This is a genomic window from Streptomyces sp. NPDC043908 (genome assembly GCF_056435525.1).
Genome location: NZ_JBWKEI010000001.1, coordinates 640,975 through 665,297, shown reverse-complemented (window position 1 = coordinate 665,297; position 24,323 = coordinate 640,975). Strand labels below are relative to the sequence as shown.

At 68.7% G+C, this 24,323-nt stretch carries 25 protein-coding genes; 13 read left to right on the top strand and 12 right to left on the bottom strand.

What is annotated here, in order from left to right:
• Positions 1 to 45 precede the first annotated feature (45 nt).
• The 5 genes from AC069K_RS03135 (at position 46) to AC069K_RS03115 (ending at position 4,936) form a co-directional block, all read left to right on the top strand.
• Positions 46 to 1,161 (top strand): FAD-dependent oxidoreductase, encoded by a 1,116-nt coding sequence (locus tag AC069K_RS03135; RefSeq protein ID WP_478611590.1) that lies wholly within the window; start codon positions 46 to 48, stop codon positions 1,159 to 1,161.
• A gap of 163 nt (positions 1,162 to 1,324) precedes the next feature.
• A complete protein-coding gene (locus AC069K_RS03130) occupies positions 1,325 to 1,858 on the top strand; it encodes a hypothetical protein (protein ID WP_478611588.1) in 534 nt (177 codons plus the stop codon).
• A gap of 119 nt (positions 1,859 to 1,977) precedes the next feature.
• Entirely contained in the window at positions 1,978 to 2,814 is an 837-nt protein-coding gene (locus tag AC069K_RS03125; protein ID WP_478611586.1) for a DUF4097 family beta strand repeat-containing protein, read from the top strand.
• A 281-nt stretch (positions 2,815 to 3,095) separates the two neighbouring features.
• Entirely contained in the window at positions 3,096 to 4,115 is a 1,020-nt protein-coding gene (locus AC069K_RS03120) for an ATP-binding cassette domain-containing protein (RefSeq protein WP_478611584.1), read from the top strand.
• Positions 4,112 to 4,936, top strand: a complete 825-nt coding sequence (locus tag AC069K_RS03115; protein WP_478611582.1) for an ABC transporter permease — start codon at positions 4,112 to 4,114, stop codon at positions 4,934 to 4,936. The genes AC069K_RS03120 and AC069K_RS03115 overlap by 4 nt, the downstream gene beginning before the upstream one ends.
• Before the next feature lie 136 nt (positions 4,937 to 5,072).
• Here the strand turns inward: AC069K_RS03115 and AC069K_RS03110 are convergent, their stop codons facing one another.
• Positions 5,073 to 6,713 carry a class I adenylate-forming enzyme family protein gene (locus AC069K_RS03110; RefSeq protein ID WP_478611580.1) on the bottom strand — a complete coding sequence of 547 codons (1,641 nt, stop codon included), beginning with the start codon at positions 6,711 to 6,713 and terminating at the stop codon, positions 5,073 to 5,075.
• 284 nt (positions 6,714 to 6,997) lie between these two features.
• Between AC069K_RS03110 and AC069K_RS03105 the strand changes: the two genes are divergently transcribed.
• Complete coding sequence (locus AC069K_RS03105; RefSeq protein WP_478611578.1) at positions 6,998 to 7,636, top strand: hypothetical protein; 639 nt, start codon at positions 6,998 to 7,000, stop codon at positions 7,634 to 7,636.
• A 9-nt stretch (positions 7,637 to 7,645) separates the two neighbouring features.
• Here the strand turns inward: AC069K_RS03105 and AC069K_RS03100 are convergent, their stop codons facing one another.
• Positions 7,646 to 8,092, bottom strand: a complete 447-nt coding sequence (locus AC069K_RS03100) for an ATP-binding protein (RefSeq protein ID WP_365107870.1) — start codon at positions 8,090 to 8,092, stop codon at positions 7,646 to 7,648.
• 187 nt (positions 8,093 to 8,279) lie between these two features.
• On the opposite strand from AC069K_RS03100, the gene AC069K_RS03095 reads away from it, so the two are divergent.
• Positions 8,280 to 8,693 (top strand): FKBP-type peptidyl-prolyl cis-trans isomerase, encoded by a 414-nt coding sequence (locus AC069K_RS03095; RefSeq protein WP_365107867.1) that lies wholly within the window; start codon positions 8,280 to 8,282, stop codon positions 8,691 to 8,693.
• Positions 8,694 to 8,905: 212 nt separating this feature from the next.
• Here the strand turns inward: AC069K_RS03095 and AC069K_RS03090 are convergent, their stop codons facing one another.
• Positions 8,906 to 10,990, bottom strand: a complete 2,085-nt coding sequence (locus tag AC069K_RS03090; RefSeq protein WP_478612007.1) for a phosphocholine-specific phospholipase C — start codon at positions 10,988 to 10,990, stop codon at positions 8,906 to 8,908.
• A 724-nt stretch (positions 10,991 to 11,714) separates the two neighbouring features.
• Here AC069K_RS03090 and AC069K_RS03085 point away from each other — a divergent pair.
• Positions 11,715 to 12,035 carry a hypothetical protein gene (locus tag AC069K_RS03085; RefSeq protein ID WP_478611576.1) on the top strand — a complete coding sequence of 107 codons (321 nt, stop codon included), beginning with the start codon at positions 11,715 to 11,717 and terminating at the stop codon, positions 12,033 to 12,035.
• A 33-nt stretch (positions 12,036 to 12,068) separates the two neighbouring features.
• On the top strand, positions 12,069 to 13,211 hold the full coding sequence (locus tag AC069K_RS03080) for a polymorphic toxin type 44 domain-containing protein (RefSeq protein WP_478611574.1): 1,143 nt from the start codon (positions 12,069 to 12,071) through the stop codon (positions 13,209 to 13,211).
• 989 nt (positions 13,212 to 14,200) lie between these two features.
• Here AC069K_RS03080 and AC069K_RS03075 read toward each other — a convergent pair.
• From AC069K_RS03075 to AC069K_RS03065, 3 genes are all read right to left on the bottom strand, one after another.
• Positions 14,201 to 14,560: an RICIN domain-containing protein gene (locus AC069K_RS03075; RefSeq protein ID WP_478611572.1), complete on the bottom strand. Its 360-nt coding sequence runs from the start codon at positions 14,558 to 14,560 to the stop codon at positions 14,201 to 14,203.
• 303 nt (positions 14,561 to 14,863) lie between these two features.
• Positions 14,864 to 15,352 carry a GNAT family N-acetyltransferase gene (locus AC069K_RS03070; protein ID WP_478611570.1) on the bottom strand — a complete coding sequence of 163 codons (489 nt, stop codon included), beginning with the start codon at positions 15,350 to 15,352 and terminating at the stop codon, positions 14,864 to 14,866.
• A 128-nt stretch (positions 15,353 to 15,480) separates the two neighbouring features.
• Positions 15,481 to 15,936, bottom strand: coding sequence for a hypothetical protein (locus tag AC069K_RS03065; protein WP_478611568.1), 456 nt, complete (start codon positions 15,934 to 15,936; stop codon positions 15,481 to 15,483).
• A 129-nt stretch (positions 15,937 to 16,065) separates the two neighbouring features.
• Between AC069K_RS03065 and AC069K_RS03060 the strand changes: the two genes are divergently transcribed.
• From AC069K_RS03060 to AC069K_RS03050, 3 genes are all read left to right on the top strand, one after another.
• Positions 16,066 to 16,221, top strand: coding sequence for a DUF6131 family protein (locus AC069K_RS03060; protein ID WP_358832486.1), 156 nt, complete (start codon positions 16,066 to 16,068; stop codon positions 16,219 to 16,221).
• Between the two features lie 286 nt (positions 16,222 to 16,507).
• On the top strand, positions 16,508 to 17,059 hold the full coding sequence (locus AC069K_RS03055; protein ID WP_478611566.1) for a hypothetical protein: 552 nt from the start codon (positions 16,508 to 16,510) through the stop codon (positions 17,057 to 17,059).
• Positions 17,060 to 17,109: 50 nt separating this feature from the next.
• Positions 17,110 to 17,598: a hypothetical protein gene (locus tag AC069K_RS03050; protein ID WP_478611564.1), complete on the top strand. Its 489-nt coding sequence runs from the start codon at positions 17,110 to 17,112 to the stop codon at positions 17,596 to 17,598.
• A gap of 30 nt (positions 17,599 to 17,628) precedes the next feature.
• Here the strand turns inward: AC069K_RS03050 and AC069K_RS03045 are convergent, their stop codons facing one another.
• Positions 17,629 to 18,540 (bottom strand): hypothetical protein, encoded by a 912-nt coding sequence (locus tag AC069K_RS03045; RefSeq protein ID WP_478611562.1) that lies wholly within the window; start codon positions 18,538 to 18,540, stop codon positions 17,629 to 17,631.
• A 350-nt stretch (positions 18,541 to 18,890) separates the two neighbouring features.
• On the opposite strand from AC069K_RS03045, the gene AC069K_RS03040 reads away from it, so the two are divergent.
• Positions 18,891 to 19,373, top strand: coding sequence for an SSI family serine proteinase inhibitor (locus tag AC069K_RS03040; RefSeq protein WP_478611560.1), 483 nt, complete (start codon positions 18,891 to 18,893; stop codon positions 19,371 to 19,373).
• A 39-nt stretch (positions 19,374 to 19,412) separates the two neighbouring features.
• Here the strand turns inward: AC069K_RS03040 and AC069K_RS03035 are convergent, their stop codons facing one another.
• From AC069K_RS03035 to AC069K_RS03015, 5 genes are all read right to left on the bottom strand, one after another.
• Positions 19,413 to 19,718 carry an STAS domain-containing protein gene (locus AC069K_RS03035; protein WP_478611558.1) on the bottom strand — a complete coding sequence of 102 codons (306 nt, stop codon included), beginning with the start codon at positions 19,716 to 19,718 and terminating at the stop codon, positions 19,413 to 19,415.
• Between the two features lie 567 nt (positions 19,719 to 20,285).
• Entirely contained in the window at positions 20,286 to 20,741 is a 456-nt protein-coding gene (locus tag AC069K_RS03030) for a VOC family protein (RefSeq protein WP_478611556.1), read from the bottom strand.
• 120 nt (positions 20,742 to 20,861) lie between these two features.
• Positions 20,862 to 22,637, bottom strand: coding sequence for a caspase family protein (locus AC069K_RS03025; RefSeq protein WP_478611554.1), 1,776 nt, complete (start codon positions 22,635 to 22,637; stop codon positions 20,862 to 20,864).
• The gene (locus tag AC069K_RS03020; protein ID WP_365107838.1) at positions 22,630 to 23,073 is read right to left on the bottom strand and encodes a hypothetical protein; all 444 of its coding nucleotides are present in this window, start codon (positions 23,071 to 23,073) and stop codon (positions 22,630 to 22,632) included. Before AC069K_RS03020 ends, AC069K_RS03025 begins: the two co-directional genes overlap by 8 nt.
• Positions 23,074 to 23,151: 78 nt before the next feature.
• Positions 23,152 to 24,069 (bottom strand): tyrosine-protein phosphatase, encoded by a 918-nt coding sequence (locus AC069K_RS03015; protein WP_478611551.1) that lies wholly within the window; start codon positions 24,067 to 24,069, stop codon positions 23,152 to 23,154.
• Positions 24,070 to 24,323 lie beyond the last annotated feature (254 nt).

Sequence of the window (24,323 nt, the reverse complement as noted above, 5' to 3'; positions counted from 1 at the left end):
CGTTCCGTTGCGATGCGGCGTATTGGAGAAATACAGTGTATCGGCATGAGACATCGTATCGCTGTGGTCGGCAGCGGCCCCGCCGGCCTCACCTTCGCCCGTGTGCTGCACCGCCATGGCCACCCCGCCACCGTCTTCGAACGCGATTCCGCCCCTGACGCCCGCCCGCCGGGCGGCACGCTCGACCTGCAAGAAGGGCTGGGCCAGCTCGCGCTGGACAAGGCCGGGCTCCTGGCGGAGTTCCAGGCGCTGTCCCGTCCCGAGGGGCAGGCCATGCGCATCCTGGACACGGACGGGACCGTCCTGCGCGACTGGCGACCCGGTCCGGATGAGCGGGCCAATCCCGAAATCGACCGTCGGCACCTCCGTGACCTGCTGCTCGGCCCGCTCGACGTCCAGTGGGGACGAGGCGTGACGCGTGTGGCGCCGGGGACCGGGGGCGTACGGGTCCATTTCGCGGACGGACGACAGGAGACCTTCGACCTCGTGGTCGGCGCCGACGGCGCCTGGTCCCGGGTCCGCCCGGCGGTCTCGCCTGCGACGCCGCACTACACCGGCGTCACCTCGGTCGAGACCTCCCTGGACGACGTCGACACCCACCACCCCGGCCTCGCCCGGTTGATCGGGGACGGTTCGCTGGCCGTGTACGGCGTGAACCGGTCTCTCGTCGCCCAGCGCAACAGCGGCGGCCACGTCAAGGTGTACGCCAAGTTCCGCGCGCCGCTGGACTGGCACACGAACGTGGACCTGGCCGACGCCGAGGCCGTGCGATCGAGCCTGCTGGCCCTGTTCGACGGCTGGGCCGCTCCCGTCCTCGACCTCCTCCGCCACGGCACCGCCTTCGTCCACCGCCCCCTCTATGTCCTGCCCGTGTCCCACACCTGGACCCACGTTCCCGGGGTGACGCTGCTGGGCGACGCCGCCCATCTGATGCCCCCTCTGGGGGCGGGCGCGAACCTCGCCATGCTGGATGGGGCCGAACTCGCCGAGTCTCTCGCCACCGGCCCTGGAGATCCGGAGGAGACCGTCCGCACCTTCGAGGAACGGATGTGGGCACGGGCCGGCAGGTGGGCGCAGATGACGACGGCCGGTCTGGAACGCCTGGTGAGCCCCGACCCCGCCGAAGCGCTCGCCCTCTTCGAGCAAGTCCAGCCATCCTGACCACCGACGAGCGCGAGAGCACCGGCAAGCTGTCCACGAAATCTTGTCCAGGGGCAGGGCCAGGGTGAGCAGCATTCGAGTGTGGCGTCACTTGGCCGCCCACCTCGCCCGCCATGGCGCCATGACACTTGTCATGGCGCCATAGAGGTGCCAGTATTGCGTCATGGACCTCACTCCGTACGTTGACAATCTCCGGCACGAGCTCGCCGTCGCCGCCGAGGCAAGCGGCGAAGAAACCCGCGCCCTGGCCAAGCGGCTCACCACCCCGCTCGAGTCGGCGTTCCGCCTCACCTTGCTGAACGCCCTGTCCGACGCGATGGACGAGGTGACCCGTGACCTGGCGCCCGGCTCGGTCGACGTACGGCTGCGCGGCCTGAACCCCGAATTCGTCGTGACCGCACCACCGGCGGCCGACGCCTTCGAAGAGGCCCGAACCGCGGTGCAGGCCCCGCCGCCTCCGGTGGCGTCCTCCGTCGAGATCGAGGACGGCGCCACCTCGCGCATCAACTTCCGGCCGCCGGCCCAGCTCAAGGTCCGGGTGGAGGAGGCCGCGAACCGCGAGGGGCTCTCGGTCAACGCCTGGCTGGTCCGGGCCGTCGGCGCCGCCCTCGAACCCACGGCGGACCGGGGGCGGAAGAACGCGACCGGGCGGAGCACCGGGGGCGGCGGCCAGGGCTACACGGGCTGGGTTCGCTGACCCCGCCCAGAGCCACGTTGGCAGCTGTCTCAACTCGCCATCGCGCGGTCTCAAGTCGCCGCCGCACCAGGCACTCCCTCCGAACACGCACCTTCACCGACCCCAAGGACGGCACAGCCATGCCTACGTTCGACACCCCCGAGCCGCTCTCCGCCACCGTCGACATCCAGGTCGGACAGGTACGGATCATCGCGGGCAAGCGCATCGACACCGTGGTCGAGGTGGTGCCCAGCGACCCGGGCAACAAGCAGGACATCCAGGCGGCACAGGAGACGGCAATCACCTGCGCGGACGGAAAGCTGCTGGTCAAGGGACCGAGGAAACGCTCCCCCTTCGGCAAGTACGGCGCGGTCGACGTGACCGTGGAGCTGCCCGCAGGCTCTGAGGTGACCGGCGGTACGGGACTCGGCGATCTCATCGCCGAGGGGCGGTTGGGGAACTGCCGCCTGACGGTCGCCGCCGGGAACATCGCACTCGAAGAGGCCGCCGACGTACAACTGAAAACCACGCACGGCGACGTCATCGTCGACCGTACGACCGGCGAGACCGACATCTACGGGTCGGGCCGGGTGCGGGTCGGCAGGATCGACGGTGCGGCCACCATCAAGAACATCAACGGGGCGACCGCGATCGGGGAGATCGGCGGCGAGTTGCACGTGAAGTCGTCCAACGGGCCGATCAACGTCGTGCGCGCCGAGTCCTCGGTCACCGCGAAGTCGGCCAATGGCGCCATCCGCCTCGACGAGGTCGTACGCGGACGGATCGCGCTGGAAACCTCCGCCGGGGGTCTCGAAATCGGCATCGCCGCAGGCACCGCCGCCTGGCTCGATGTGCGGTCCAAGGCGGGCCGGGTCCGCAACGAGCTGGGAGCGGCGGACGGCCCGGACACGTCCGAGGAGACGGCCGAGATCTACGGCCGCACCAGCGTGGGCGACATCGTGATCCGCCGCGCGTAGCTGCCCCGATGGGCCGGGGGCTACGGGAGACCCCGCTTCCCGGCAGGCTGCTCCGCCCCCATCCACCAAGGCGCCTTTGCTGCCGGCCTCCGGGCCGGAGCAGGGGCGCTTTCGCGTAACCCGATCCACCCCACAGGACCAGGCACCCAGAGACTCGCGCACCCCCCATCGCGCGATGGCGCCATAAACACTCGACATGGCGCCATCACTTGTGCCATGCTGGCGACATCGCGAAAGAGCGAGGCGCCACTCAGGCGCACTTCGCAAGGAGAGGACCCGTCATGGCCCCCGTCCCGATTCCCACCCCGACCCCCGCCACTTCCTCCGGCGGCCACCGTCCGATCGCGATCTCCGCCGTCGGACTGCGCAAGTCGTACGGCGAGAAGGTGGTCCTCGACGGGATCGACCTGCGGATCCCGGAGGGCACGGTCTTCGCCCTGCTCGGCCCGAACGGCGCCGGCAAGACGACCACCGTGGAGATCCTCTCCACGCTGATCACCGCGGACGCGGGCCAGGCCCGGATCGGCGGCCACGAACTCACCGAAGACCCCGACGCCGTACGGCGCCAGATCGGGGTCACCGGGCAGTTCGCAGCCGTCGACGGACTGCTCACCGCCGAGGAGAACCTGCTCCTCATGGCCGACCTGCACCACCTGAGCCGCGGCGAAGGGCGCCGACGCGCCACCGAACTCCTGGAACGCTTCGAGCTGACCGAGGCCGCCCGCAAGAACGTCGCGACCTTCTCCGGCGGCATGCGCCGCAAACTCGACCTGGCCATGACGCTGGTCGGCCGGCCACGGATCATCTTCCTCGACGAGCCGACCACCGGTCTCGACCCGCGCAGCCGCCGCGTCATGTGGGAACTCATCCGGAACCTGGTCACGGAGCAAGGCGTGACCATCTTCCTCACCACGCAGTACCTGGACGAGGCCGACCACCTGGCCGACCGCATCGCGGTACTCGACCACGGCAGGCTCGTCGCGGAGGGCACCGCCGAAGAGCTGAAGCGGCTGATCCCCGGCGGACACGTCCGGGTGCAGTTCAGCGACGAGGCCGGCCTCGCCACCGCGGCGGCGGTCTTCGGCGTCGCCACCCGCGACGACGCCTCACTCACCCTTCAGATCCCCAGCGACGGCTCCCTCACCAATCTCCGCGCCGTCCTCGACGTCCTCGACCACAGCGGCGCGCGGGCCGAATCGCTCACCGTGCACACTCCCGACCTCGACGACGTCTTCCTCACCCTCACCGGACAGCAGAACAACCCCGCCGTCCCCGCCGCCCGCCAGGAGTCGAACCGATGAGCACCCTCACCCGCACCCCGGCCAACGCCACCAAGCCCACCCGCTCGTACGCCCTGCGCGACGCGATGACGATGCTGCGCCGCAACCTCATCCACATGAAGCGCTACCCGTCGATGACGATCTCGATCGTCGTGATGCCGATCCTGATGCTGCTGCTGTTCGTGTACGTCTTCGGCGGCGCCCTCGGCACCGGCATCGGCGCGGGCAGCGACCGCGGCGACTACATCAACTACGTGGTACCCGGCATCATCTTGATGTCCGCGACCTCGGGGGCCGTCGCGACGGCCGTGTCCGTCTGCACCGACATGACGGAAGGCATCATCAACCGCTTCCGCACGATGTCGATCTCCCGAAGCTCCGTACTCACCGGCCACGTCCTCGGCAGCGTCATCCAGGTCTCCGCTGTACTCGTCCTGGTCACCGGCGTCTCCCTCGCCATCGGCTTCCGCCCCGACGCCTCGCCCCTCGAATGGATAGCCGCCCTGGGGCTGCTCCTCTTCCTGTCCTTCGGTCTGGCCTGGCTGTCCGCGGCGATGGGCATGGGCGCCAAGACGGTCGAGGCCGCGAGCAACGCCCCACTGCCCCTGACCTTCCTCCCCTTCCTCGGCAGCGCGATCGTCACCCCCGACTCCATGCCGACAGGACTGCGCTGGTTCGCCGAATACCAGCCCTTCACTCCCATCAACGAGACCCTGCGCGGGCTGCTGCTCAACACCCCGATCGGCAACGACGCCTGGCTGGCGCTCGCCTGGTGTGCGGGACTCGCCCTGGTCGGCTACCTGTGGTCGCGCTCGGTCTTCAACCGCGAGACCACCCGGTGACGCACCGCCCGGCGCCAGGTCGCGCGGCGGCGGTGCTCGCCGACGGCCGCCCGCTGACAGGCCAAGCCACAACGACGCGACGAGCCGCTACGCGACCGAGCCGGCTACCGGCCAATTCCGCCGGCGAGATCGCCGCTCAAGGAGTGTCTGATGCCATGGACGTCCACGCGGCGCGCAGTGCCTTCTTGTCCACCTTGCCGACCTTGGTCATCGGCAGTCGGTCGAGGAGGACCGTTTTCCGGGGCTTGTACAGCTCTCCCAATTCGGCCGTCACCGCGGCGCCGACCACGTCCGGATCGACGTCAGCGCCCTCGGCGGTGGCCAGGAAGATCTGTACGGCCTCCCCGTAGTCCGCGTCCGGCACGCCCAGCGCCGCCGCGTTGAGGACACCGGGCAGCGTGAGCAGGAAGTCCTCCAGGACCCGCGAGTAGACGTTGTCGCTGGTGCTGCCGGTGACGATGATGTCCTTGGCCCGGTCGACGAGATAGAGGTATCCCTCCGCGTCGAGGTAGCCCATGTCCCCGGTGCGCAGCCAGCCCCCGGAGAACGCCTCTGCGGTGCGCTCCGGGTCCTCGAAGTAACCGAGCATCACGGCCTTGCCCCGGACGCACACCTCGCCGACGTGCCCGGCCGGCAGCGCCGCAACACCGTCTTCACCACGGATCTCGATCTCGGTGTCGGATATCGCGCGACCGCAGCTGCGCCAGAGCTCGGGCCTCTGGGCTCCCTGGGAGGCGAGGTCCTCCGCGTCGAACGCGGTGATGCCGAGCGCCTCCGACTGACCGTAACCCTGGCTGATCACGGGCCCGAAGACCTCCACCACTTGCTGGAGCCGGCTGGGCGACGAAGCCGCACCGCCGACGACGATCCGCCGCAGCGTAGGAACCGCGCCCGGCTCACACTCCGGGTGGTCGAGCAACGCGTACAGCATGGGCGGTACGAACATGGTGGCGGTGATCCGCTCCTCACGCAGGACTGCCAGCGCCGCACCCGCCTCGAACTCGGTCAGCACGACGAGGGCGCACCCCGTCACCAGCGCCTGGATCGACGTGAGGTGACCACTGCCGTGCGTGAGCAGCGTGGAGACGAGCACCCGGTCCGTACCCGGGTCCATGTCCGGGAAGAAGCCCGCATGAGGAGCGCCCTCCGGGTCGCGCTTCGGGTCTTCCTTCACGAAATCCAGCAGCACGTCGTACAGCCGGTGGCTGTGCGCGGCGAGCTTGGGCCTGCCCAGGGTGCCTCCGGTATAGAGGACGGTGACGGCTTCGTCCGCTCCGGGGGCGGGCACGCCGTCGGGGCGCACCACAGGGCACTCGGCTGCCACGGCCAGCAGGTCCGTACACCTCTGCTCACAGGGGCCGACGCTGAGCAGCACGGGTGCATGGGCGCTGCGGCCGGCCGCCTCGGCGGCGCGCTCGGCGAAGACCGGATCGGTGACCACCGCGCGTGCCTTGGACTGCTCGACCAGCGCGGCGAGTTCGCCGGGCCCCGGCTCCGGCGGCAGGAACACCACGCGGCAGCCGATGAGATGGACCGCGAGCTGCACCAGGACGGAGTCCACGCGGTTGGCCAGGAACAACCCCACACCGTCGCCGGGCTCGAGCCCCTGCCGCATCAGCGCGTGCCCCAGGCTGAACAGCCGCCGCCGGGCCTCCCCCCGGGTCAACCGCTGCGACCCCTGGACGAGTGCCTCGGCGTCCTCGTTCTCGTGCCAGTGCTTCAGGATGTGGTCCAGGTACGTCCGGGGCTCGGATGCTTCCCGCGAATTAACGATCATGAACACATGCAAGCATGCCCCTCAGGAGCCGGGACCGCACAGGGGGCAACTTCAGCCACCAGTCAGCGAAGTACAATGCCCCGGTATTAGAGGGTTCGCCGACGCTCCACAGCCCGTCGAGGCCTGCCTGCCGATAGATGTATATGGCTCGCATCGGATCAGCCCGACACAGGAATGGGCATCAGCAAACACACCGCCGCCACGGCAAGGTTGGGCGATTTGCTGGTTCCCGGGTTGCGTGGAACGCTGAAAAGAGTACTGAATGTCCGGATCGGAGGCTTCCGATGCGTCTCGGACCGTTGACCGGCCTGGTGGCCGTCGTTCTGATCGTCGTCGCGTTCGGTGTTGGCGGCGATACGCCGGGTATCGGTGATGCCGGCCCGCAGGTCAGGCTCTTCTTCCAGGAGCACGACACCCGGCAGGCCGTCTCCCTCTACCTGCTGGTCCTGGCGGGAGTCTTCCTGGTCTTCTTCGCCGGGAGCCTTCGCCACCACCTCGCCGACTCCGACCGGCACGGCTGGCTGCCCCAAGTGGCCTTCGCCGGAGGAATACTGTCGGCGGCGGGTTTCTGGATCGCCTCCGGCGTGACTCTCGCGCTGATCGACGCAAGCGACAAGCAGAAGGTCGAAGGCCCGGCCCTCCAGGCCATGAACGCCATCGGCAACGACCTCTTCATCCCCTTCGTCGGCGGAATCGGCATCATGGTCCTAGCCGCCGGCCTGGGCACAGCCCGCAGCGGGACTCCCCTGCCGCGCTGGCTGGGGTGGGCCGGAATCGTGCTCGGCGTCCTGATGTTCGTCCCCTGGGTCGGCTTCATCGCCTTCCTCGTATCGGGGCTGTGGATCATCATCGCCAGCGTGCTGCTCGCCCGGCGGCCGCATGTCCCGGACACCGCCAGGGCCTCGAACGTGCCGACGCCCTGACCGCGGGGATCAGCTTCCAGCGGGAGCCGGTGACGCGTGCGGCAGCCTGGGCGCGGGTGGTTGGAAGCAGGCCGTGACGTCCTTGCCGCGGGGGCAGCGGTACACCTGCCAGTCGTCGGCGAGGGCGTCGAGCAGGAGCAGCCCGCGTCCCCCGGTGGCCTCTTCACCGGCGTGCCGGGGCTCGGGCACCTGCGGGGACGCGTCGTGGACGGTCACATGCAGGCATGTCTCGTCCCAGGTGAGGAGGAGCTGGGCGTCGCTCCGGGCATGGACATGGGCGTTGGTGACCAGCTCGGACACGGTCAGTACGACGGAGTCCACCAGGTCCGGCGCGGTCCGGTCCCAGCCGAGCCTCGCGAGATGCTCGCGCGTCCAGTCCCTTGCCGTCTTCACGCCGCTGCTGATCGGCAGCGAACGAGCCCACCCGACGGCTTTCAGTGATGGTTCCTGCGGCACTGTCTCTCCTTCCGCCGATTACGCTGCTCGTCTGCGTCTGCCCGGTGCCGCGGCCTTGATGCGGTTCTGCCGGGCGGCGGCGCGGAACTGGTGGGTGGCGTGACGAGAGGTGCCGCTGTGCACGCCGTCGTATCGGGTGTCCGGCTGGTCCGTGCGGGGGCTTCCCGCGGAGAGTGATGAGGTTGTGATGAGTGAACTGACGAAGCCCGAGGTCGAGGTCCCGGAGGGTGACGCGCCCACCGAGCTGACCATCCGCGACCTGGTCGTCGGGGAGGGGGCCGAGGTGAAGCCGGGCATGGTGGTCCGGGTCCACTACGTCGGGGTGACCTTCGAGTCCGGGAAGGAGTTCGATGCCTCCTGGGACAGGGGCCGGCCGTTCAAGTTCGCCCTGGGCAGTGGCCAGGTGATCAAGGGCTGGGACCGGGGAGTGAGGGGGATGAAGGTCGGCGGCCGACGCGAGATCGTCGTTCCCCCGCGTCTCGGCTACGGCAAGCAGTCGCCCTCGCCGTTGATCCCGGCGGGCGCGACGCTGGTCTTCGTGGTGGACCTGCTGGACTCGTATTCCAGCACTGCCGGGTGGAGCAGCGCGTCGCAACCCTGACCGCTCCGCGCCGCTCCTCGACTTGCGGAAGCTACCCGCCACGGCCAACCGGTCTGCCCTCACCGTGCCGCTCCTCGCGCTCCCGGGTCTGGCGGGCTGCCACGACGGCTCGTCGCCGCAGCCCGTCACGACCACACAGGGGGCCTCGCCCGGCTGACCGCAGGGCGGCCGGGCAGCCGGCCAACCGGTCAACCGGTCGACCAGCGAGCCGGTCAGCCGGAGATGCTCGGGCGGCCGTTCTCGATGTGGCCCATCAGGCGCCTGCGGAACGGGCTCCCGCCGTCCACGGTCACTTCGAGGTCGTACCAGCCGTGCGCGTCGGCGGCCGAGTGGACCACGGTGCGGCTGCGGCCCGGCTTGACCGTCACCGAGCGCTCCCAGTCCCGCAGATCGGCCTCGTCGGCGTAGCCGAGCGGCCGCACGACGAAGGTGACGGGCCGCTTCCCGCGGTTGCGGAGGGTGAGGTGGACGTCCCGGTCATGGTGGTCCAGGTGGGTGGTCACCTCGGCGACGTCCGTGCCTCCGGCGCCTTCGAACTCGCGCCGGAAACCGTTCGGCCCGGTCACCGTGAACCGATAGGCGCCGGTCAGTGGCACGGTCCACCGGCCCTTGCCCCGCACGTCCTTGTGCTGCGGCGCGGCGAACTCGTTCGCGTACGGATAGAGCGCGAAGTGGGCGCTGGCCCGGCCCTCGTTGCTGAGCTGCACCTGGAGGGCACCGCCCGCGACCTTGGCGTACGCGTCCGGCTGGTACGGCAGCGGCCGGGCGGGACGGGTGCCCTCCTCCTGGACGGGCATGTGCTGCCGCGCCGGTGGCTCGGGGCGCCAGCGGCCACTCAGCGGCGGAATGGGCCCCGGCCGGTGCACCATGGGCTGCGACCTGCCGTGCTTGAAGTCGAAGGCCGACGTCAAATCGCCCGTGACGGTGCGCCGCCAGGCACCGATGTTGGGCTCGCGCACCCCGGTCCAGCGCTCCAGGAACCGGATGACGGAGGTGTGGTCGAAGACCTCGGAGCAGACGTAGCCGCCGACGCTCCAGGGCGAGACCACGAGCATCGGCACCCGTGCGCCGAGGCCGGTCGGCTTGCCCTGCCACTGCTCGTCCGTCACCTCGGGCGGGGCCACCGGCGGCGGTACATGGTCGAAGAAGCCGTCGTTCTCGTCGTAGTTGATGAGGAGGACGGTGTGCCGCCATACGTCGGGGTGTTTGCCGAGCGCGTCGAGCACCTTGTAGACGATCGTGGCGCTGTGCACGGGCGAGGAGACGCTCGGGTGCTCGGAGTCCAGTGCGGAGGGCACCAGGTAGGAGACCTCCGGCAGGGTGCCGGCGGCGACGTCCTTGCCGAAGGCCTCGGCGAGCGTCCCGGTCGGCACCCGCCTCAACCCCCGCTCGAACAGGCTGCGTTCGGCCTTGGTGAGGGTGGCGACGCCTTGGTCGAGCAGCCCGAGGAGCCGCTGGCGCTCGGTGTCGCCCGGGGCGTCGCGTACGACGGAGTAGAAGGACTCCATGAACGTGTGCCCACCCGTCCTGGCGAGCGCCTTGCGCGCGATCGCCTTGAACGTGGTGAAGAACTCGATCTGGTTGTCGGTGAAGTTCTCCCACTCGGTGTACGTCTTCCAGCTGCGTCCGGCCTTCTCCAGCCGCTCGGCGTAGGTGCCCCAGTCGTATCCGGGGTGGGTGCCCTCGTCATAGGCGTCGTTGCCGACGGCCCGCTGACCGCCCGGCTCGAATCCGGTCTTGCCGCTCCACAGGTGGTTGCGGTTGGGGCTGGTGGAACTGTGGATGGAGGAGTGGTAGGCGTCGCACACGGTGAAGGTGTCGGCGAGTTCGTAGTGCAGCGGGATGTCCTGGCGGTCGTAGTACGCCATGGTCGCGGAGGTCTTGGCGGACACCCAGTTGTCCATCCACCCCCCGTTCCACGCCTTGGCCCCGCCCGCCCAGGAGTGGTCGAGGGCGCCTATGTACTGGAGGTCCTTGCGCTGGGTGGCGGCGGCGCCGCGCACGGAGAAGGGCAGGACGGCTGCGCCGGGCGACCCCGGCTGCTCGAACACGGACTGACCGCCCGGGAGTTGGATGGCGTTGCGGTCACCGAATCCGCGGACTCCGCGCAGCATGCCGAAGTAGTGGTCGAAGGACCGGTTCTCCTGCATGAGGACAACGACGTGCTTGACCGCGTTCAGCCCGCCGGCCGGAGGTCCCGCGGCCATCGCGGTCTGCAGCGAGGGCGGCAGCAGGGACCCGGCCGTGGCCGCACCGACGGCGCCGCCGCCCAGTGCGAACAGTCGCCGCCGTGAGATGCCGCCTGCGTTGTCCGAGATCAACTGACCCTCCCGAGCCGTGTGGTGTGTCTACGGGGGAACGCTAGTGACCCGCGGTGTCCACCAGAAGACCCCCTCACACCTCCCAGGTGAACGTCCAACAGCCCGGCCCCGAAAGTCCAAACGGGATGGCTTGGTTATGGCGCGATCGATGGGGGCCGTGCTCTCCGTTGACCGCAACCCCTCGGGTCGTATGGTCGGTCAGGCCAACCCCCTGGCGGGGTGCAGGCGGCACCGCCGGCTGACGAGCTCGTCGATGGCGCGAGGCCCAAGCCACGGGGATCGGGATCCGCTCATAGCGCCGGTCCTGTTCTCACGCGCTTTACAGGACGTCAGTGTGCGGTCGAGCATCGATCCTCCCCGGGTTTTCCGCAGCTGCCAGGATGGGTGAGAATTGAGCTCCGGCCCATACGTGGTGTGCTGTGAGTTCACGACTGACGTGCAGGTCGGGGTCGAATCGGACGGATGCGACCAGATTTCCTTCACCTAGCGTCTCTTGGGGGCTGGCCGCTCGGCCTGCCCGACCTGTCAGTGTCCGGAAACGCTCGCTGAGTCCTGGACCTACGCTGGACCCACCTATGATCCAAAACAGACCAACAGACAGGAGTGGATGAGCATGCCAGAAGGCCCGAACAACCCAGGAACAAGGCTCAACGGCGTGGATGGTTCACCAGTTGGCCCCTTAACTCCCGGAGGAGGGAGCGTGTTCGGCTCGACGCCGGTGGAGAAGAAGGCGGCGGCAAGTACCGTCGAGGTTGAGCTGGAGCCCAACACCAAGAAGGCCGCGGACGGTGCGAAGGACACCACGAGCACGGCGATAAGGACCCTTTCGGGCTGGGAGGTGGCAGCTGGGTTGAAGAAGGTCACTGAGACCTGGGACCAACAAGTGAAAATGCTGATGGGACGTCTGAGCGCCGAAAAGGCTTCCTTGCGTGGAGCTTCGGGGATGTTCGTTCAAAACGATGTGCATACGGGTGACCAACTCCGCGCAGTCGGACCGAAATCCAAGCTCGACGGACTGTAGGGGGTTGGGCACGTGTTGACATATCAAGACGTCATGACAACCGATCTCGGAGTCCTGTTGACGGCTTCCGAAAAGTGGCAACTCATGGCCGCTGGTCTCTCCAAGGTAGAAAAGCGTTACGGAGAGACTGTCCAGAAGATCACCCTGGGTCAGAACTGGCTCGGGTTCAGCATGGAGGCAGCGCACACGAAGTTTGCGACGACCCGGCGCGAGTATAAGTCCGCACAGACCGAGGCGAAGGCGGTAGCTAAGATCCTAGGGGATGCGCACGCCGGCTTCGCGGACCTGAAGAAGAAGGTCGAATCAGCGCGGGATGACGCGGTGGCCGCCGGTATGGCGGTCTCAGCAGCGGGACGTGCGACCTTCGACTTTACACGAGTCCATAGCCCGGCACAGGCCAAGACGCTGCGTCACGACCCGGCCCTCAAGAGCGTAGAAGAATCCTGGACCGAACACATCGCTGCGGCGGTGCGGGCAGTGGACGAGTTCGACAAGGCTGTCAAACAAGCACTCGAATCCGTGGTTGTGGACGGGAACGTCCTCGACGGCACCATCGGGGGGTTCAACGCCTCTGCCAGTCCTGTCATCCCGCCGACGGGATCGGCGCGGAGCGAGCAAAAGTTCTCCGACGCTGAAAAATGGATATTTGAGGAGATGAAACGTAACGCGAAGTCGGACACGGTTCGGCAGATACATTCCCTTCTGGACAAACCCGAGTGGTACGAATTCGGGCGCAGCTACGGTTCCGACATCAACGCGGCACTGACCATATGGGGCGTGAAGGTGGCCCCGGGGCAGGACTGGGACCATAAGCCGCAGCTCCAGAAGCGATACGACCTGCAAACTCTCGACGACTATTATTTCAAGCAGCCCGGAACGAACCGCGAAGTCTTCTACGACATCTATTCCAACGTCCACTATGGATACGTCGGTCGCGCAGCCGGCTTCGACGCGGACACCTTGATCAAGGGTGCCTCCCTGGGAGAAACTCTTCTCACTGGGGACGATGACCAAGGGGATCAGATCACGATGCGCGTCGGCATCGACCTCTACGACAAGTACGGCGACAACCTGACTGAGGAACAGCTCCGGCAAGGAATCAACGACGCGATGGACCAGATGGAGAAAGCGCAGCGCAATGGCGAGAACGTCCCGCAGGTCAGGAACCGTAAGTGACGCGGGGACAGTGGGGCTGCACGATCGCTCCCTTGGCTGGTCTGGCCACCGGTGTGCTCGGGGCGGTTTTGTTGGCAGCTGCTTGGCGAGCGTGTGACGTAGGGGTGAACAGCGCGGCCAGCGCGCCAGCGCTGCTCTTCTACGCAACCACGCTCACGATCGCGGCAGCCGTGTGGTGGGGGTTGCTTATCGGCTATGCAGGGCGCTGGAACCTCACGGTCGCCCTCCTGGGAGGCATGGCCGGATCGGCGGCCATGGTGTGGATCTTCGTGGCTCTCCTCCAGGTCCCCAATGGTTACCGTTGCTAACCAAATTCGCCCCGCCGGAGCGATCTGCCGAGCACGGCTGCAGCTACGGCGATGGCGGTGGCTCGGATGAGGCCGACCCTGATAGGCGGGGCAGGCCCTCGGTGCGGGCGCAGACTTCGGCGCAAACGATGTCCGTGGCGGTGCAGTAGATGACGTGAGGTTGGCGCCGGCGAGTTGTTCGTCAATGTGGGCGGGGCTCTGCTGTTGATTGGCAATGTGGCGACCGCACAGGTCGTGATGTAGACGATGAGGGGGGCTGCGCGTTGTCCATAATCGATTCCGGGAGCGGCAGTGGGTGGGGTTTTTGAGATGCGCGGCCATGGCAATCAACTTGCGGACCGTCGTCCACAGTCGGGTCAAGCGACACGTTCGCCCTGTTCCCAGAGCAGCTGGCGGCGCTCTCCCTGTCCCTGGCCTGCCCCAGGCACGCCAGGGGGCAGGTGAGGTTGATGTCTTACGTCCGGCCTCCGAATGATCCTGGCACACCCCCGCTCGCGCGGGAGTGGCAACCTGCCCGGCGGCCGCCACGCTGTCGGCCTGCTCGAAAAGAGAAGCAGGGAGCCCCTCGCTCGCCCTGCTACCGGGGTTGCGTACGGCGAAATCGTCGCCGCTGGGGTTGAGCGTCCGGCCGGTATGACGAAAGTCCGGCCGATTGATCGGCCGGGCTGGTGTCGGCTTCCGTCAGCGGGTCGGGCAGACGTCCTGGGTGACCTTGCCGTCCTTGCCGCCGTTCGTCGCGGGGTCCAGGGTCAGGCACTTGCCGCTCCACTGGTTGACGAAGTAATAGACGCGTCGCCCGCCGTACTGCTCCGCCGGCATGATCTCCCAGAGCGGGTTGGCCGAGGCCCAGCGGCCCTCGCACGGCCACGAGAACAGCTGGGTGCCGTTGCCGGGCGGCACGCCGAGGTTCCACGGGATGGTGAGGCAGTGACCGTTGCCCGCCTTGAGACAGTAGTAGCCCATTCTGTCGTAGGGCGGCGGGGTGCCCGCATACTGCTGGCTGCTGGGCGCCGGGCTCGCGCAGGCCCGCTGCGTGACCACGCCTCCCGAGCTGTCGGGAGAATCGTCGCCCCGCACCGTGCATCGGTTCGGCGCAGTGGTCTCGTAGGTCTGCCCGATGAACTGCTTGTTCGGGGTGACGGTCCGCAGCGGGACGGCAGTCCTTGTCCATCCGCTGCTCCAGGGTCGAGCCGTTGTCACCCGGCGCCTTGGCTTCGGGTTTCAACACACTCGAGTCGAGACGGAGGCACCGCCTTTCGCGGTGGATTGCGGCAACGCCGGTACGGCTACGCGTCCCAGCTCCCGCCGCGTGCGTGCGACCGAGCACCACTGAGCTGGAACGCGTCACGTCGTCGCGGTGACCGCCGACGCGGACAGCTCGACAACGATCTCGTCCCCCTCGACAGCCGTTGGCCGGAACCCCAATGAGGTGTACAGGCGCCCGGCCACCTCGTTGTCCGGGTGGTACGACAGACGAAGAACCCGGCAGTCCTCACGGTGTGCCAGCCAGGCCAGGAGCGTACGGACCGCTGCCCGCCCCACTCCCCTGCCCTGCTCGGCGCCGTCGATCAGCATGCCCCCGATCCAGTACGAGCCGTCCCCGTCGCGACCCCACATGATGTGCCCCACCACCGTGTCGTCGGCGCAAACGGCAAGCGAGTTCCATACTTCTTCACGCATCGACAGCAGGAGATAGCGAGCGGCCGAGGGGGCCACGTATCGGCGCTGGTCGTCCAGCGGGGCGACGTCGGCGACGGCTCTCCAGTTCTCGTCGTGCACCTCATGCAGGGCAATGCGCCGCCCCGCCCTGTCCGACAGCCCAGAACTCATCATGGACGGCAGGGTACGAACCCCACGATCAACTCCGCGACCCGTTTACCCGCGCGGTCGGCCATCCCCGCCCCGGCAACTCCCCGCTCCGGCAACGAGGAATGCTCACCCGTACATGCGCGACTGCCGCCCTACCCGGGCTGCGATCGGTGCCTGAACGGGTTCAGTCCCCTCCGGTGCTCAGCGTCCGGGTTGGCGTGCGGGTCGTGCTGGTCGTCACCGGGCGCGGCCGTCCCGGTATCGCCCCGCGCGGGCGATCGGGCCATGCCGTTCCGGTCCAGGTCGTCGTCGCGGCACGGGCCGCGGTCGACGGTGTCGCGGCGCGACATCCTGGGTCCAGGCCGCCCGTGGATACCGCGGTGCGAGGCACGGCGGACACCGGCCAGGAGGAGACTGAGCCCGAGCAGGCCCACGGCCCCGACGACGATGCCGTAGAGGAAAAGGGTGCCGGTGGAGCCGGAGAAGTCGTAGCCGAATACGGAGAACCCGCCGCTGACCTCGTGGGCGGCGCCCTCGTTGGCGACAACGCCGGACACCCCGATGACCAGGGCGGCGATCAGAAGGACGAGTCCAAGCAAGACGAACATGGCGCGCTCCAGAGATAGGCGCTCTGTTCCCTCCACGGTAGAACCGCGCTGTCCACGAAGCCATTGCCCAGGACCGGATCTAAGCTGGGAGCAGGGGCCATTCCTCCCTTCGTGAGATCGGCGTTCATCATGATCATCCTCGGAATCATTCTGCTGATCATCGGTTACGCGACCAGCATCGCCATCCTGTGGACCATCGGCATTGTCCTGGTCGTCCTCGGCCTCATCCTGATGGTCCTGGGATTCGTCGGGCGCGAGGTGGGCGGTCGGCGGCACTACTGGTAGGCGTCCCCGGCCGGGCGCGGGAACGCCACCCGTTCTCGCCTCGCCTCACCCTGACGTCGACATCGACATCTACATCGGCGGGGGCGGCGACGGCAGTACTTAGTCGCTGCCCCGGCCCGATGCCCGCTGACCGGCCGCAGCGACGCTCGAGCGCCGCCCGATAGCACATTTCGCCCGATATGTGAAATTCTGGAAGGTGGCACCACCAAGGACGGCGGCGCCGGACGGCGACGCAGGCATGCCCCGGCCAAGCCGCTGTGTGCGCTGCCATGGAGTGGAGGATGCGATGTGGACCATCGTCATCATTGTGGTCGCCGTGGTGGTCCTGGCCGCCGTCGCGTTGACCATGCGGACCATGACCCGGCGCCGGCACCTTCGGGAGCAGTTCGGTCCTGAATACGAGCGCGCCGTCCAGACCGGGCAGAGCCGTGGAGCGGCCGAGCGCGACCTCAAGGCGAGGGAGGAGCGGCATCAGTCGTTGGAGATCAGGCCGCTGCCCTCGGCGGTCCGCGACCGGTACACCCGGGACTGGGCCAGCGTGCAGGAACACTTCGTCGACAGCCCCGACCAGGCCGTGGGCGAGGCGGACCGGCTCGTGACCACGCTCATGAGCGAGCGCGGCTACCCGACCGAGAACTATCAGCAACAGGAACGGGACCTCTCGGTCGAGCACGCCCGGACCCTGGACCATTACCGCATCGCCCATGAGATCAACGGGCGGGTCGGCACCAGGGACACCACCACGGAAGAGCTGCGGAGCGCCATGGTCCACTACCGGGCGCTCTTCGAGGAACTGCTGCACGACGGCACCGATCCGGCCGATGAGGAACGCCACTGAGCGCCCACCCGCCGCAGGCGGCCCACCGGCCCGCACGGAGGTTGAGGGACATGCAGGGAGAAGGACCGTACGGGCACGACGACGAGTACGCCGAGCCCGCCAAAGAGACACTCTCCACCGAGGACATCGCCCGGCCCCAGACGGACGAGGTCCTCACAGCGGCCCCCGACGACGAGGGGACGGCACCCCGGACCAGACTCACCGACGAAACCGGAGACGAACCGGTCGCGGCGTCCGGCACGGAGCACCAATCCGAGCAGGAGCGTGACACTGCCCCGCTCCTCGGGGCCCAGGAGGCAGAGAGGCTCCGTGGCCGGTGGCAGGAGATCCAACAGGGCTTCGTCGACGACCCGAAGCAGTCGGTCCTCGCGGCAGACGGACTCGTCGCCGAGGTCATGCAGCTCCTCGCCACCACGTTCGCCGACCACAAGCAGGGGCTGGAGAGCCAATGGCACCGAGGTGAAGAGGCCGCCACCGAAGACCTGCGCCTGGCCCTGCGCCAATACCGCTCGTTCTTCGACCGCCTCCTCAGCACCTGACCCGCGCGTCCCGCGTATGGTCGCGTGCGCTTACGCGCCGCCAGACGTGAAAGTGGTGAGCGGAAGGGCTGCGGCGTCTTTCGCGGGTCGGGACAGGTAAAGGGCTGCATGGAAGTAGCCCTCGGTCTCCTTGCCTTGTGGATCCTCACCGGCGGCCGTCACCGCCGCCAAGGCGTACCGCTGCTCATGCACACTGGTGAAGCGGCGCTGCGGATAGCTCAAGGCGGCCGCTTTCTCGGTGGTGAGGCCGTACGGCGTCAGCCCGTCGGCGATGGAGCGGTAGGAGCAGGTGCGCAGAACGAACGCCGCGACCCACACCTGCTCATGAGCGGCGGCGAGGAGTGGTTGGAAGGTGCGGGGGGACAGGAAGCTCGCTCCGCCCGTGAGGGTGACCAGGAGGGTTGGTTGCGCGGCGCGTCGGAGAGCGGGGGTGGGGGGAGCCGCTTCGAGGTTCTCGGCGAATCCTTCGTCCAGCAGACCGACGGCGAGTGCGTAGGAGACGGCGTTCGCGGCGATGTCGAGTCCGATCACCCGGTGCGGGTCCGGCAGTCGGTGAGCGGCGTAGTAGGCACGGTCCCACTCGATCAGCTCCGCTGTGGTGAGCGCTGCGGCTCGCGGCGACGTGTAGTGGTCGTAGAGGTCGGCCATCGTCAGGCTGTGGTTGAGAAGGGCCGCGTTGACGCCGTAGGAGCAGCAGATGTCCAGCACGGTGACGGGGGCGCGGGCGGTTCGCCGGCGGGCGGCGGCGAGGCGCCGGAACACCTCCTGTGCATGGTGAGGCGTCTGATAGTCCCAGTTGCCCAGGAGGCGGAAAAAGGGCCTGGGGTCCGGCTGGTCGTACACCTCGTCGAACGAGGTCATCTCCACCTGGCCGCAGGCGGCCGAACCGCCGGATGCGGTTGACTCGAGGTCTTCGTGGCCAACGCGCCGCGCATGGGTCATCAGTGTCCTTTCCCTGACCGGGGAGGGGCGCCTTGCATCCCGGCAAGGAATACCGGCTCGCCGGGAGGCGGGGAAGAGAACACCTGCGAATCCAGCCAAGTCCCCGGACGCGTCTCAGCGAGTGGTCGGACCGAGACCATGAGGGACGCAAACGTAGTTCATTTCCAGGAGTTCCCCCGTCACGGGTGCCTGGCCATCAGGTCGGCCACCGCGGTGCTTTGGGAAGCCCTGCTGATCCGGGTTGCTGGGGATTTCCCCTACTCGTGCGTGGTCGTAACGGATGGCGCGGCGACGATCCCGTTCGGATGAGCGGGCTCACGTAACCGGTGCGTTCTGCCGACGCCGAAGACATGCCTCGTTTCTCTCTCCCCGCGAAGACCGCGCACCCATTCCCTCTCGCCCTGGCCGCACTGACGCTCGCCGCCACGCTCGCTCCCGTCCCCACGTACGCCGCCGCCCCTACCGGTAACTGGCTTCAGCTCAGTACCACCACCGGCGACAGCCACGCCTCCAGCACCCGGGGCACCCTGCTCCAGTGCCCACCCACCTCCCAGGGGCACCACCCCCGGGCAGCCGAAGCGTGCGCGCAGCTCACCGCTGCCGACGGGCGTATCCGCCGCATCGGCGAGATCCCCCCACAGGACATTCCGTGCGACCTCGACTACATCCACGTCACGGCCCAGGCCCTTGGCCAATGGAACGGGCACCCGGTGCGGTACCGGGAGACATTCGCCAACCAGTGCGAGATGTACGCGCGGACGGGCGCGGTGTTCGCTCTGGACAAGCAAGCCCCCCGCACGCCGGGGCACGAGGGTGCGGCACTCGGGGCGTGAGTCGGGGTGGGGAGCGCCGGGCGCGCGCCCCGTTCCGGCTCAGGCGGCTCCGAGCGGTCGTACCGGCAGTGCTTCGTTGATGCCGTCGGTGATGGTGAAGGCGGTGGTGGCACCGGTCAGATCGAACAGGCGCTGTAGCTGGGCGGGCAGGGGGCCGGCGAGGACCAGTTCGCCGCGGCGGCGGGCTCGCAGCAGGACGGTCAGCAACGCGCAGTCACCGAAGCCGCAGCCGGAAAGATCCACGACGATCCGCTGCTCGCGGGCGCACAGCAGCGCGTACTCCAGGGCGGGGGCCGTCTCGATGTCGACCTCACCGGTGACCTGCACCAGTTGCGTCCGAGCCACGCTCGTCTGCACGATGTGGGCCGGCCTCCGCTTCGGCACCGCGCAGGCGGCGGCAAAGACAGCGGGGCCCGGTAACAGGCAACGGAATGTATGCGGGCCTACGTCGTTCGCCATCTGAACCGTCCCGGACTGGAAGGGAAGCTACTCCCCGTCCGCAACGTCGTGCCGGCAAGGAAGCGCGCGGCCCGCTGCCTAGGACCGCGCGGTTGAGGAGGACCGTACCGAGGGCGCCCCTCCCGCCGGGGAAGGACGCAATAGCGCGGTGGACACCAACGGCTGACACCACCGTATGCTCATCCGCGGCCCCCGCACAGGGCGCCCGACAGCGCATCAGCCTGCGCCCCCACGCCCCAACACCGGGTCAGAGTAAGCGAGTTGGCCCGCGCCCTGCTTGATCTGGTCTCCCGGAACCCGCCTGCTTCCCTGAGCCCCGCACATCAGTTCGTGCCGCTCGACTGCTCCGCCGCTTGATGGCAGGGGGCCGTTCTGGTCCGCCGTTCTGGTCCCTGGTGGGCGCTTGGCCCCTGCTCGACCAGCGCATGCAGACGGACGGCCCAGACGGATGGCTCAGACGACGTCGAATTCGTTGCCCTCGGGGTCCCGCAGGCCGGCGGCGTAGAGCCCCAGGTCCGGCTCATCCTTGATCCGCAGCACGGTGGCACCTGCTTTGACCAGCCGTTCCACCGTCGCCTCGACCCGCTGTACGCGAACGTCCAGGGGGACGTCACGGCCCCCGCCGACCTTCAGGTCGAAGTGCCACCGGTTCTTGGCGGCCTTCAGCTCCGGGACCTGCTGGAACCACACCCTCGGCCCGCGCCCCGCAGGGTCGACGATCGACTCCGGAAGATCCCCGGCACCCGCCGGCAGCTCTGTCTCGGGCACCCCCAGGGCGGCCCAGTAGGCGCGCCACGTAGCGTGCCCGGCCGGCGGCGGCTCAGGCACGTAACCCAGGGCCTCGGCCCAGAAGGTCACCATCCTCTGCGGATCGGAGCAGTCGATCGTGAGCTGCACTGTCATCTCCATGCCCAGAGCATCCCAGGCAGGTCTGACAGACGATCCGCGTTCGCACCATCCCCCTGCGCCGCACCGCGCCGAGGCTCGTCAGGGCGCGCTCTGGACCAAGGCCGCCTGCTGAACGTCCCGCTACTGTCGCCCGCTGTCGGCACGGGTGCCCCTGGGGAGCGGCCGGTGGTGGCGGATGGCCCGGTCGAGTTCGAAGCTGTAGCAGTACTTGACCCGCCCGACCGGCCAGAGGGTGCCCTGCGGGGAGCGGACGAGCACCCACTCCCCCGGGTGGCGCAGACCCATCACCTCCACGGGCAGCGGGTCGTCCGGGGCAAGGGGCGCCTCGCACGGCGGGATGCTGTTGAAGAAGCCCGATGGCAGCGCCAGCATGTAGTCCTCGGACCAGAGGTACGTGTGTTCCTTGGGGGGAATCGTCACCGGCACCCCCTCTTCGGAGACGACCGTGTACGCAGGTTCGACATAGGTGTTCAGCAGCATGCGGCACACCGGCAGCTCGGGGATCTTGACCAACCGCAGGAGTCGGGAGCGAGCCCAGACCCGGGAGGCGAAGACACCCACGGACAACCCGCTGACGAGGGCGAGGACGAACGGGTAGACCGGTATCTGGTCGGGAACGTGCGGAGTCATCACCCGTACGGTCATCACCACCGACAGGGCGAAGGCGATCAGCGATCCCGCCAGCATCCAGGGGGCACGCGTGAGCATGCGGTACGTCCGGTCGTGGGCCTTGAGCACGATGTGGGTGGCATCGGTCTGGGTCGGTCGCCGCGTGGTGGGCCAGTCGCTGGTCGCGCGTGCCTTCTCGAAGGCCTTCAGCTGCCCCGCCGTCCAGGTGACCGTCCCCCCGGCGTCGTCGGGCAGAGGGAACCGCACGTCACCGTCCAGGGTCACGGTGCCGGTCAGGCGTACCCGCTTGCGCCGGTATCCGAGCGGGTGGGCGGCGAACCACCACCCCCGGACCTCGTCGCCGCTCCGCGCCGCGAGGAGTGCGTCCAGGTAGACGCTCAGCGTTCCCCGCAAGCCGGGCAGCAGTACGTGCATGGCCCCGGTGAAGTGGCATTCCACCGGGGGGTGTTGGTTCGGCCCCCTGGTGGGTGCGAACACGGGGCAGGTGTCCACCGTGGTTGCGCACGCGGGTTGCCCCTGCGGCTCGGCGGCGGTCCGCTCGACCGGCACAGGTCTCCGCGCCAGCACGATGTCCTGGGTGTGTTCCTCCGTCTTGCAGTACGGCCGCTGGCCGGTACCACGCAGTGCGTCGTCCACGTAGCACCACACCTGGTGGGCCGTGGCGTAACCGTTGTGTCCCACCGCTCCGTGCCGTAGCGCCGCCACGAAGTGGCGGGTGAACAGGCTCGGCTCGCCGTCCCTGGGCGCGTCGTTGGCGATGCCGCGCCGTTCGCAGCTGCTCATGACGAACCGTCCGCGGCCCTCGAAGGGGGCTGCCACGGCGGGCCCCTTCGCGTCGGTCGCCCGGCCGCTGTAGCAGCAGTCCAGGACGACGACGATCGCGCGTGCGGGACAGTCGTCCATCAGGTCGGTGACGTAGGAATGCGGAACCGCCCGCAGTCCCCTCCTGGCGAGGGTCGTGTCCTGTGTGCACAGGAAGAGCCGACCGCGCGTGTCCAGCAGGCCGTGACCGCTGTAGTAGAGCAGCAACTGGTCCTCGCGCGCCGCCCCATCGAAGAAGTCGTACAGCGCCTCCTCGACCTCCTGGCTGGTGCGGTCGAGGAGTTCACTCACCTGCCAGGGCAGCCCCACCTCGGGATCGGTCAGCGCGGCGGCCAGCTCCCTGAGGTCGTTCGCCGGGCCCCGCAGGGAGGCCAGTGCCGGTTCGTCCGGGTAGTCGGCGTTGCCGATCAGCAGGGCGCGGTACGGCAGGCGCGCCTCAGCCAACAGAACCGCCGTCCGGCGACGAGTCGCCCTGTGTCGGAGTAGATTCTTCCTCTCCTTCCCCACCGCGGAACTTGGAGCGCAGCCAGGTCTCCACGGTCGCCTGCAGGGCGGCGTTGTCGCTGTTCCTGGTCGTGACGGTCAGCCTGCTCTCCTCGCCGCCTTCTTCCCATCGCAGATGGACACTGCGGTCGCGGCTGTTCGCGAGCCAGTCCCTGATGACCGCACCGACCACGTAGACGGCCGACGGGACGATCACCAGGACCACCTGGGGCAGTCCCCCGCTCTTGGCACCCGGCTCCCCGGCCGTGGCCCGCGCCTCCACCTGGACCTCCCTGCTCAGTTCGTCCAGGAGAAGACGCACCTGGGACAGCCACCTGCTGTCGTCGGCGTCGAAGCGGTCGCTGGTCGCCGTGATAGGTACGTGCAGCTTCTGCACCGTGCACCACCCCCGATGGGAAGGGTACTGACAGCGGTGCGACCGCGGAGGCCGTTTTCCCGTGCTGCACGTCGCGGGTCAGCCGACGACGCGGAGCCGGAGCTTGAACAGGGTGAGCGTGTCGAGTCCGAGCCCCTGGGTGAGGAAGTCGCCGAAGGTTCCGTAGTCGGCCACCGCCTGCGCCCTGAACGCCGCCAGGTAACTGCTGCGCACCTGGAGCAACGGGTCGAGCAGAGCCGGGTCCTGCATGAGACCCGCGGCCTTGAGCTGGCTCTTCAGCGCGGCGTCCGAGGCCGCGCGGAGTTGGTTGCTCAGAAGGTAGTCACCCTCGGACGTGGCGGCCGGTACGCCGACCGCGCGCAGGATGGTGTCCGCCAGGACTCCCGTGCGGTCCTTGCCGGCCGAGCAGTGGAACATCGCGGGCTCGGCCGCGTTCGCCACGGCGCGGATCGCCGCCCCGAACGCGGCCCGGTTCGCCGGGTTGGTGACGAAAGCACGGTAGAGCGCTCCCATCCTCGCTTCGGCCTTTCCCGCGCCGAGCTGCTGTTGCTGGTAGACGGGGTCCTTGCTGCGCACCACCATGCCGATGAACGCGAACAGCGACGTGTCGTCGACCGGCAGGGCGACGGACGTCACGCCGGCCGGGAGCCGGTCGGCTCCGTCGGCCTGCACCTCGGGCCCGGTCCGCAGGTCGATCACGCTGTCCAGTGCCAGGCCGGCGAGCGCGCTCACGCCCTCGGGCGGCAGCTTCGACAGGGTCTCCGAGCGGTACAGCACACCCCAGCGGCTGGTCCTGCCGTCGTAGGTGCGGTAGCCGCCGATGTCCCGGGCATTCACCGTGCCCGGGACCGCCAGCACCCGCGGGGACGTCACTGAACCGGCGGCGGGACGGGGGCCGTTGGCGGCCGGGGATGCCTGTGCCGTACCGGATACCAGGGGCATCACCAGGGCCAGGGCGAGCACAGACATGCTGAGGGCGCGTCTTGTCGCTGCCACGAGAGGGCTCCTTCCATCGAGAGAGCCGGGAACGTAGCGCGTGGATCTTGTGCCTGGAAGGCGCGCGCGGAAAGCAACGGCCCCGCCTGCCGGATCGGCCCCGGGGGCAGCGCCTCACGGAGCCTGCGCAGGGAGGCCGTGTTGTTGCCGATCGGTCCTGGCCGCGAAGAGCGAGGGCGCGGCCAGGACGTTCGGCATGCCGCCGTCACCGCACTCGGCCGGCAGCCGGGCGTGGCGCATCACCAGCCGCAGCC